This window comes from Kitasatospora sp. NPDC097691, assembly GCF_040302665.1.
Lineage (GTDB): Bacteria > Actinomycetota > Actinomycetes > Streptomycetales > Streptomycetaceae > Kitasatospora.
The window spans coordinates 63,221-72,372 of the sequence record NZ_JBEORY010000041.1 but is presented as its reverse complement, the minus strand read 5'-3'; the positions used below and the strand labels follow the sequence as shown (position 1 = coordinate 72,372).

8 protein-coding genes are annotated in these 9,152 nt (G+C 74.4%); 4 read left to right on the top strand and 4 right to left on the bottom strand.

Annotated elements, in window-relative coordinates:
- On the bottom strand, positions 1–1,701 hold a 1,701-nt coding region (locus ABTY56_RS25660), incomplete at its 3' end, for an MDR family MFS transporter (protein ID WP_350631525.1).
- Positions 1,702–1,963: 262 nt separating this feature from the next.
- On the opposite strand from ABTY56_RS25660, the gene ABTY56_RS25655 reads away from it, so the two are divergent.
- Both ABTY56_RS25655 and ABTY56_RS25650 read left to right on the top strand, forming a co-directional pair.
- Positions 1,964–3,529 (top strand): MFS transporter, encoded by a 1,566-nt coding sequence (locus ABTY56_RS25655; RefSeq protein ID WP_350631524.1) that lies wholly within the window; start codon positions 1,964–1,966, stop codon positions 3,527–3,529.
- A gap of 87 nt (positions 3,530–3,616) precedes the next feature.
- On the top strand, positions 3,617–4,258 hold the full coding sequence (locus tag ABTY56_RS25650; protein WP_350631523.1) for a maleylpyruvate isomerase N-terminal domain-containing protein: 642 nt from the start codon (positions 3,617–3,619) through the stop codon (positions 4,256–4,258).
- A 93-nt stretch (positions 4,259–4,351) separates the two neighbouring features.
- Here ABTY56_RS25650 and ABTY56_RS25645 read toward each other — a convergent pair whose 3' ends face one another.
- Positions 4,352–5,215, bottom strand: a complete 864-nt coding sequence (locus ABTY56_RS25645) for an ABC transporter permease subunit (RefSeq protein WP_350631522.1) — start codon at positions 5,213–5,215, stop codon at positions 4,352–4,354.
- A complete protein-coding gene (locus ABTY56_RS25640; protein ID WP_350631521.1) occupies positions 5,212–6,135 on the bottom strand; it encodes an ABC transporter ATP-binding protein in 924 nt (307 codons plus the stop codon). The genes ABTY56_RS25645 and ABTY56_RS25640 overlap by 4 nt, the downstream gene beginning before the upstream one ends.
- A gap of 171 nt (positions 6,136–6,306) precedes the next feature.
- Between ABTY56_RS25640 and ABTY56_RS25635 the strand changes: the two genes are divergently transcribed.
- On the top strand, positions 6,307–7,509 hold the full coding sequence (locus ABTY56_RS25635; protein WP_350631520.1) for a sensor histidine kinase: 1,203 nt from the start codon (positions 6,307–6,309) through the stop codon (positions 7,507–7,509).
- A complete protein-coding gene (locus ABTY56_RS25630) occupies positions 7,506–8,270 on the top strand; it encodes a response regulator transcription factor (RefSeq protein WP_350631519.1) in 765 nt (254 codons plus the stop codon). Before ABTY56_RS25635 ends, ABTY56_RS25630 begins: the two co-directional genes overlap by 4 nt.
- 22 nt (positions 8,271–8,292) lie before the next feature.
- Here the strand turns inward: ABTY56_RS25630 and ABTY56_RS25625 are convergent, their stop codons facing one another.
- Entirely contained in the window at positions 8,293–9,132 is an 840-nt protein-coding gene (locus ABTY56_RS25625) for an SAM-dependent methyltransferase (RefSeq protein ID WP_502893182.1), read from the bottom strand.
- Positions 9,133–9,152: the final 20 nt, after the last annotated feature.

Genomic DNA, 9,152 nt, shown 5'->3' with positions numbered 1-9,152 from the left:
GGCGCCGGCGAGGTCCACCCGGGTGTCGGCGCCGGAGACGATGGTCCGGACGGTGTCGAGGTCCACACCGCGGACGATCTTGCAGACCGAGTACTCCAGGTGCGGGTCGGCGTCGGAGGTGGTCGGCTGGGCGAAGCCCTCGCCCATGTCGGTGGAGCCGGCCCGGGCGGTGTCGCGCAGCGGCACCTGTTTGAGGAAGAGCGCGACGACGAAGCCGATCACGGCCACCGGGATCGTCCACAGGTAGACGGTGTGCAGCGCGTCGGAGTACGCCTGCACGATCGGCGCGGCCTGGTCGGCCGGCAGGCCGTGCACGCCCTGGGGGCTCTCGGCGGCGTGGGCGAGCACGGCCGGGTCGGCGCCGGTGAGCCGGGCGGCGGTGGCGATGCCCTTGCCGAGTTCGGTCGTGAGGCTGTTGGCGTAGATGGTGCCGAACACGGCGGTGCCGAAGGAGCTGCCGATGGTGCGGAAGAAGGTGACCCCGGAGGTGGCGGTGCCGAGGTCGGCGTAGTCGACGGTGTTCTGTACGGCGATGGTGAGCACCTGCATGCTCAGTCCGATGCCGACGCCGAGCACGAACATGTAGAACGAGGCGAGCGCGGTGCCGGTGCCGGGTTCGAGCCGGGAGAGCAGGTAGAGGCCGAGGGCCATGACGGCCGTGCCGACGATCGGGAACAGCCGGTACTTCCCGGTCCTGCTGACCACGGTGCCGCTGCCGATCGAGGCGAGCAGCAGGCCGATGACCATCGGCAGCATCCGGACGCCGGAGGCCGTCGCCGACTCACCGTCCACGTACTGCAGGAAGGTCGGCAGGAAGGTGAGCGCGCCGAGCATCGCGAAGCCGACGATGAAACTGAGCACCGAGCAGACCGTGACCACCGGGTTGCGGAACAGCCGCATCGGCAGCATGGGTTCGACGGCCCGGATCTCGACCCAGCAGAACAGTCCGAGGGCGATCGCGCCGCCGACGAACAGGCCGACGATCACCCCGGAGCCCCAGGGGTACTGGTTGCCGCCCCAGCTGGTCGCCAGGATCAGCGCGCCGGCGCCGACCGCGACCAGCGCGATGCCCAGGTAGTCGATCACCGGCCGGGTCGCCGAGCGCACCGAGGGGATCGTCCGGGCGGCCGCGATCACCACCACGACCGCGAGCGGCACGTTGACGTAGAACGCCCAGCGCCACGACAGGTGGTCGGTGAACAGCCCGCCCAGCAGCGGCCCGATCACCGTGGCCACGCCGAACACCGCGCCGATCGCGCCCTGGTACTTGCCGCGTTCGCGCAGCGGGATGACGTCCGCGATCAGCGCCATGGCGGTGACCATCAGCCCGCCCGCGCCGATGCCCTGCACTGCCCGCCAGGCGATCAGCAGCGTCATGTTGGTGGCCAGCCCGCACAGGAACGAACCGGCGATGAAGACGACCGTCGAGATCTGGAAGATCAGCTTGCGCCCGTAGAGGTCGCCGAACTTCCCGGCCAGCACGGTGGCCACCGTCTCGGCCAGCAGGTACGCGGTCACCACCCAGGACATGTGCGCGGCCCCGCCGAGGTCCGCGACGATGGTCGGCAGCGCGGTGCCGACGATGGTCTGGTCGAGGGCGGCCAGCAGCATGCCGAGCACGATCGTCGCGAAGACGACGTTCCGTTGCCGCAGGTCCAGCACCGGTGGGGCGGACGGCGGGTTCTCGGTGGCGACGGTCATGCCGTCAGCCTCTGGGGTGCGGGCGCCGATCGCGATCCGGTTCGGCCGTTCGGGTGAGGCGGTCGGGGGAGCGGTGAGGCGTGTGACGCGGGGGCGGTACGCGGTGCGGCCCGGGGTGCGGTGAGGCGTGTGACGCGGCGGCGGCCCGCGGCGCGGCCCGGTGGCGGCACCGGGAGGGCCGGGCGACGATGAGCCGAGCGAAGCCCGCCGGCGACCGGCCGGGCCGCGAGCTGGCCGCCCCGGACACCGGGAAGAGGCTCCCATGACCCCCGACGCCCCGTCCACCACCGCATACCCGGACCCGCCCGGCTCCTCCGCAGCGGGCGGCCGGGCCGATGCGCGGCGGTGGCGGGCGCTCGCGGTCTGTCTGGTCGCCGGATTCATGACCCTGCTGGACGTCAGCATCGTCAACGTCGCCCTGCCGACCGTACGGGCCGGGCTGCACATGTCGGAGAGCGGGCTGCAGTGGGTGCTCAGCGGCTACGCGCTGGCCTTCGGCCTGGTGCTCGTCCCGGCCGGGCGGCTCGGCGACGCGCGCAGCCGGCGCGCCGTCTTCCTCGCCGGGCTCGCCCTGTTCACCCTGGCCAGCGCGCTGGCCGGCGCGGCGCAGAGCCAGGAGTGGCTGGTGCTGGCCCGGCTCTTCCAGGGTGCGGCGGGCGGTGTGCTCGTCCCGCAGGTGTCCGGCTTCATCCAGACCCTGTTCCGGGGCGCGGACCGCGGCCGGGCCTTCGGCGCGCTCGGCGCCACCATCGGGCTGTCGACCGCGGTCGGACCGCTGCTCGGCGGGCTGCTGATCCACCTGTCCGGCCCGCAGGACGGCTGGCGCTGGGTGTTCCTGGTGAACCTGCCGATCGGCATCGCCGCCCTGCCGATCGCCCGCCGGCTGCTCCCGCCGCCCCCACCGGCCGCCGAGCGGGCCGGGCACCGCGACTTCGACCCGGTCGGTGTGGTGCTGCTCGGCGCCGGCACGGTCGCGCTGCTGCTGCCGTTCGTCCAGGCGCAACAGTGGCACAGCCCGGCGCGGTGGCTGCTGCTGCCGGTGTCGGCGGCGCTGCTCGCGGCCTTCGTCGGCTGGGAGGTGCACTACGGGCGGCGGCGCGAGCCGCTGGTGAGCATGGCGCTGTTCGCGGTGCGCCCGTACGCGGCGGGCGTGCTGCTGTCGTTGGCGTACTTCGCCGGGTTCACCGCGATCTTCTTCATCTTCACGTTGTACCTGCAGGTCGGCCTGCACTACTCGGCGCTCGCCGCGGGCGTGGCGATCACCCCGTTCGCGATCGGCTCGGGCGTGGCCGCGGCGGTGGGCGGGCGGCTGGTGAGCCGGCTCGGGCGGCGGTTGGTGGTGATGGGGCTGCTGCTGGTGCTGGCCGGACTGCTGGCCTCGGCGCTCGCGGTGCAGCTGTGGTCGGGGCCCCGGGTGGGCTGGACGACGGCGCTGCCGCTGCTGGTCGCCGGGGTGGGCAGCGGGCTGGTGATCGCCCCGAACCAGACACTGACCCTCCAGCAGGTGCCGGTCGCCCGGGCGGGCAGCGCGGGCGGCGTGCTGCAGACCGCGCAGCGGGTCGGTTCGGCGGTGGGCATCGCGGTCGTCGGGTCGGTGTTCTTCGCCCACGCCGGGGGCCGCCACCCGGACTGGGCGACGGCCTTCCAGCTGGGTGTGACGGTCGCGGCGGGCCTGGTGCTGACGGCTCTGCTGGTGGCCGTGGTGGACACCGTGGCGGGAACGACGCCCACCCCGGCACGGTCGGGCGGTCCGGGCGGCGGTTCGGGCAGCTCCGGTGGCTTCGGCGGTTCGGGCGGCTCCGGTGGGTCGGCCGGTGGTGCGTCGTGAGCGGCTGGGGCGCGGCGGCGGAGCGGTCGGAGGGACGGTCGGCATGGCCCGGTTTCCGGGCCTCCGGGGTGCGGTAGGGAGCGGATCGTGAGTGATGCCCGAGCGGATTTCCTGGCCGCGGCCCGCGCGGCCGAGCAGCTGCTGCGCAGCCCCGAGGTGGCCGAGGCCTGGCGGCGGCCGAGCGCGCTGGCGCAGTGGAGCGTCGGAGGGCTGGCCGGGCACCTGGCCTTCCAGGTCCTCTGCGTGTCCGAGGCCCTGGCCGCCGCGCCGCCGACCGAGGCGACGGTCGGCCTGCTGGACCACTACGCCCGGGTCGAGTGGGTCGGCGCGGGGCTCGACGCGGACATCAACGTGCGGATCCGGCAGGGCAGCGAGGCGTTCGCCGCGGACGGGCCGGCCGCACTGCACCGCCGGGTCGACGCCGCCGTCGCGGAGCTGACGACCGTACTGGCGGCAGCGGACGGCACCCGCCCGGCCCGGCTGCCGTTCTGGGGGTCGTGGTCGCTCAGCCTCGACGACCTGCTGGCGACCCGGACGATGGAACTGGCCGTCCACGCCGACGACCTGGCGGTCAGCGTCGGTGTCCCGACCCCCGGACTCCCGCCGGAGACCGCCGACTCGGTGGCCGCCCTGCTGGCCCGGCTGGCGGTGCGGCGGCACGGGTGGGTGGGCGTGCTGCGGGCGCTCAGCCGGGCCGAGCGGGCGCCTGGGAGCATCGCTGCGTTCTGAGTCGTGACGGGCCGTGACGGGCTTCGACGGGCCGTGACGGGCTTCGACGAGCTGCGACGAGCCGTGACCGGGCGTTCGGGCATTCCCCGGCCGTCAGTGGTCCCGGCGGTGGATCACCAGTGCCGCGATCGCCACCGAGGCCAACGACCAGGCCGCGAAGGTGATCCAGGAGCCCGCGACGGTCGCGGGGTAGGCGCTGGGGCGCTGGCCGGCCAGGGTGGTCCGGGCCAGGCGCTGCCAGGCGGCCAGCGGCAGGGCGTGCAACAGGTCGGCCGTCCAGCGGTAGCGCTCGGTGACGAGGGACGGGAGGAAGAACAACACGACGACGGTGCCCACCACCGCGCCCGCGCTGTGCCGGATCAGGGTGCCGAGGCCGAGCCCGACCAGTGCGCAGACCGGGCCGAACAACGCGGCCGCCGCGACGTACCGGAAGGCGGCGGGGTCGGTGAGGGACTGTCCGATGCCGAGGTCGGACAGGATCGCCTGGCTGAGGCCGAAGGACACGCCGACGGTGAGCACGCCGAAGCCGAGCATCACGGCGGCCAGGACGCCGGCCTTGGCCACCAGCACCGCCCGGCGGTCCGGCACGGCCGCCAGCGTCGTGCGGATCAGCCCGGTCGCGTACTCGCCCGCGATGACGATCGCGCCGAGACCGCCTCCGACGAGCAGCAGGATGTCGGCGGAGGCGAGGTTGAAGGCGTCGTGCAGCGCCTCCATCACCATGGTCGCCGGATCGCCGTCGCCGGGTGTGTAGTGGTCTCGGGTGTACAGGGCGGACTTGAGGTTGGCGGCGACGATGGCCACGGCGCTCAGGCCGAGCACCCACGGGATCGAGCGCAGCGACCGGAACTTGATCCACTCGGCGGCGAGCAGGTCGGTGAACCGGGTCGCCGGCTCGGCGGAGCGCGGAGCGGGTTCGGCGAGGCGCGGGGCAAGGGGGGCAGGGATCGTGCTCATCGGGGCTCTCCGGCCTGGTACTCGACGCTGTCGGCGGTCAGGGACATGAACGCGGACTCCAGGGAGGACGTCCGGGTGGCGAGTTCGTGCAGCACCACGCCGTGCCGCAGGGCGAGTTCGCCGATCCGCTCGGCGGGCATCGCGGTGACGGTCGCGAACTGCGGATCGACGAGCTGTACGTCCGCCCCTGCCGACCGCAACGCCTCGGCCAGCACCGGGAGTTCGGGCGTGCGGACGGCCACCGGGGTCACCGCGTTGCGGGCCGAGAAGTCCGCGAGGCTCTCGTCCGCGATCAGCCGGCCGCGTCCGATCACCACCAGTCGGTCGGCGGTGTGCTCCATCTCGGCCATCATGTGGCTGGAGACGAACACCGTCCGTCCCTCGGCGGCGAGGCGCCGGAAGAGCCCGCGCACCCACAGCACGCCCTCCGGGTCCAGCCCGTTGAGCGGTTCGTCGAAGAGCAGCACCGGCGGGTCGCCGAGCAGCGCGCCCGCGATGCCGAGCCGCTGCTTCATGCCCAGCGAGTAGCCGCGGATCCGCCGCCCGGCGGCCTTGCCCAGCCCGACCTCCTCCAGCACCTCCTCGACCCGCGCGGCCGGGATCGCGTTGCTGCGGGCCAGCGCCCGCAGGTGGGCCCGGCCGCTGCGCCCGCCGTGTACGTCGCCCGCGTCGAGCAGTGCGCCGACGTGGCGCAGGCCGCGCGGCCGGCCGCGGAGGGGGCGGCCGTCGACGGTGACGGTGCCGGTGGTGGGGTCGTTGAGGCCGAGGACCAGTCGCAGGGTGGTGGACTTGCCGGCGCCGTTGGGGCCGAGGAAGCCGGTGACGGCGCCGGGCCGGACGGTGAAGGTGAGACGGTCGACGGCGGTCCGCACGGCGGTGGGGCGACCGTAGCGCTTCGTCAGCTCGGTGACTTCGATCATGGGCTCCACGGTGCCGGGGGAGCGGCTGCCCGCGCATCGGACCGGAGTCGACAACGCGGGTCAGCCCCGGCCGTACGCGCGGGTCAGCCCTGGTCGTACGCGCGGGTCACCCCCGGCCGTACAACCACGGTCGGATGACGATTCGTCGGTCCGTCGTTACGATCATGAACCATGCCCTCGACCCCCACCCCGCCGCTGTTCCGGCGCGTCCCGCCCGAGGTCTGGGTCGGGCTCGCCTGGTGCGTGGCCGCCGCCTACCCCGCCGTCCGGCTCGGTGGCTCCGCGCAGCACCACGGGGCCGCCGCGCACGGCGGATGGGCGTTCACCCTGGCCGACACGGTGGTGGCCTTCGCGGGCGCCGCGCTGGTGCGCCGACTGCCGGTGCCGTCCGTCGTCCTGCTGCTGATCGCGACCTGGACCGAGACCGACGGCTGGGCCGGCGGCACCCAGGTGCCGCCCGGCGCGCTGCTGGCCGTGGACACCGCGCTCTGCCTGATCACCGCCACCCGGCCGCGCCGCACCTCGCGGGCCGCGTTCGTCCTCGTCATGGGCTTCCTGGTGCTGCACATCGGCATGGTGCGGGGCAGCACCGTCGGCATCTTCACCGGCACCCACATCGGCTCCGCCGACGGCGCCGCGCTGCTCGCGCTGGTCGCCTGGCTGGTCGGGCGCTCGGTGCGGCAGAACCGGGAGCACGCCGAGGCGCTGAGCAGCCGGGCCGCCGCCGAGGCGGTCACCGCCGAACGGCTGCGGATCGCCCGCGAGATGCACGACACCGTCGCGCACAGCCTGGGCATCGTCGCGCTGCAGGCGGGCGCCGCCCACCGGGTCTTCGACCGCCGGCCGGAACGCGCCAAGGCGGCACTGGGCGAGATCGAGGCCGCCGGGCGGGACACCCTGGCCGCGCTGCGCCGGATGCTCGTCGTCCTGCGCCGGGCCGACGGCGACGGCCCGGCCACCGGCGCGCAGGGCCTGGCGGACCTCGACCGGCTGGCCGGGGCGACCACCGCGGCGGGGGTGCGGGTGGAGGTCCGGCGACACGGCGAACAGCGGGAGCTGCCACCGGAGATCGACCTCGCGGCCTTCCGGATCATCCAGGAGTCCGTCACCAACGTGGTCCGGCACGCGGGCGCCGACGCCTGCGTGGTCCGGGTCGACCACCGGACGGCGGGGGAGCTGTCCGTCGAGGTCACCGACCGGGGCCGGGGGCACGGCGGCGACCCGGGCAGCGGCTTCGGGCTGGCCGGGCTGCGCGAGCGGGTCGCCCTGCTGCACGGACGGTTCGACGCCGGGCCGCGTGCGGACGGCGGCTTCCGGGTCGCGGCCACGCTGCCGATCCCGGTCTCGGCGGTCGCGGGGGAGGTGCGCGCATGATCCGGGTCGTCCTGGCCGACGACCAGCCGCTGGTACGGGCAGCGCTGGAGATGGTCATCGCGGAGACCACCGACGTCGAGGTGGTCGGCGAGGCGGGCACCGGGGCCGAGGCCGTCCGGCTGGCGGCCGAACTGCGCCCGGACGTCGTGGTGATGGACATCCGGATGCGTCCCCGGCCCGGCGACCGGGAGGTGCCCCCGGTCGCGGACGGCATCGAGGCCACCCGGCTGGTGACCGCCGCCGGCGGCCCGACCCGGGTGGTCGTGCTCACCACCTTCGACGAGGACGAGCACGTCTACGCGGCGCTGCACGCCGGGGCGTCCGGGTTCCTGGTCAAGGACATGGCGCTGGACGACATCCTCGGCGCGGTGCGGGTGGTCGCCGCCGGGGACGCCCTGATCGCGCCGAGCGTCACCCGGCGGTTGGTCGGCGCGTTCGTCGCCGGCCGGCCGTCCGGTGCCCTGTCCGGGCCTGCGGCGTTCCCCGGGCAGCCGGCCGGGCAGGCGCCTGGGCAGCCGTCCGGCCCCGGGGCACGGAACGAGGCCGTGCGCCGACTGGCGGCGATCACCGACCGGGAGCGCGAGATCCTCACGCTGGTCGGCCGGGGTCTGTCCAACACCGAGATCGCCGCCGAGCTGGTGCTCAGCATCGCCACCGTCAAGACCTACATGACCCGGCTGCTCGCCAAGCTCGACTCCCGCGACCGGGTGCAGCTGGTCATCCTGGCCTACGAGGCGGGCCTGGTCTCCGTCCCCGGGTGACCGGGCCCGCCACGAGGACGGTTCAGCGCTTGACCGCCACGCCCGCGTACATCGCGATGTCCTGGTCCCGGACGGGCGCGGCGTCCGTGTCCGGGCGCCAGTGGTGCACCAGCGTGACGCCCGGGTCGAGCAGCTCGTAGCCGTCGAAGAAGGCCTCCGTCTCGGCCTTGTCGCGGATCTGCAGCGGGATGCCGCGCGCGTTGTACTCCCGGCCGACGCCGCCCACGCCGACCGGGTCGGTGTCGCCGGTGAAGACGGTCAGGGCGAGGAAGCTGCCGGGCGCCAGCGCGTCCATGAAGCGGCGCACGATGCCCTGCGGGTCGTCCTCGTCCAGCACGAAGTGGACGATCGCGATCAGCGACAGCGCCACCGGCTGCGAGAGGTCGAGCACCTCGCGCAGCCGGGCGTTGCCGATGATCGACTCCGGGTCGCGGAAGTCGGCGTCCACGTAACAGGTGCGACCCTCGGGCGTGCTGTCCATCAGCGCCCGGGCGTGGGTCAGCACGATCGGGTCGTTGTCCACGTACGCGACCCGCGACCCGGGCGCCACCGCCTGGGCGATCTCGTGCACGTTCGGCGAGGTGGGGATGCCGGTGCCGATGTCCAGGAACTGCCGTACGCCGTACTGCTCGGCGAGGTGGCGCACCGAGCGCTGCATGAAGTCGCGGGTGGTGCGCATCGAGATCGGCAGCGACGGCCAGGCCTTCACCGAGGCGTGCGCGGCGACCCGGTCCGCCTCGAAGTTGGTCTTGCCGCCGATCAGGTAGTCGTAGACCCGGGCGGAGTGCGGAACGTCCATCCGCAGGTCCACCGACGGGCAATCCTCCTGTGGACCGCGCTGTGCCCGGACCTCGTTCGCCATGCTCGCCCTCCCGTTGCTGG

Coding starts and splice junctions, on each gene's coding strand:
- ABTY56_RS25655 (WP_350631524.1), top strand. CDS start 1,964: ATGACCCCCGACGCCCCGTCCACCACCGCATACCCGGACCCGCCCGGC.
- ABTY56_RS25645 (WP_350631522.1), bottom strand. CDS start 5,215: ATGAGCACGATCCCTGCCCCCCTTGCCCCGCGCCTCGCCGAACCCGCT.
- ABTY56_RS25640 (WP_350631521.1), bottom strand. CDS start 6,135: ATGATCGAAGTCACCGAGCTGACGAAGCGCTACGGTCGCCCCACCGCC.
- ABTY56_RS25635 (WP_350631520.1), top strand. CDS start 6,307: ATGCCCTCGACCCCCACCCCGCCGCTGTTCCGGCGCGTCCCGCCCGAG.
- ABTY56_RS25630 (WP_350631519.1), top strand. CDS start 7,506: ATGATCCGGGTCGTCCTGGCCGACGACCAGCCGCTGGTACGGGCAGCG.
- ABTY56_RS25625 (WP_502893182.1), bottom strand. CDS start 9,132: ATGGCGAACGAGGTCCGGGCACAGCGCGGTCCACAGGAGGATTGCCCG.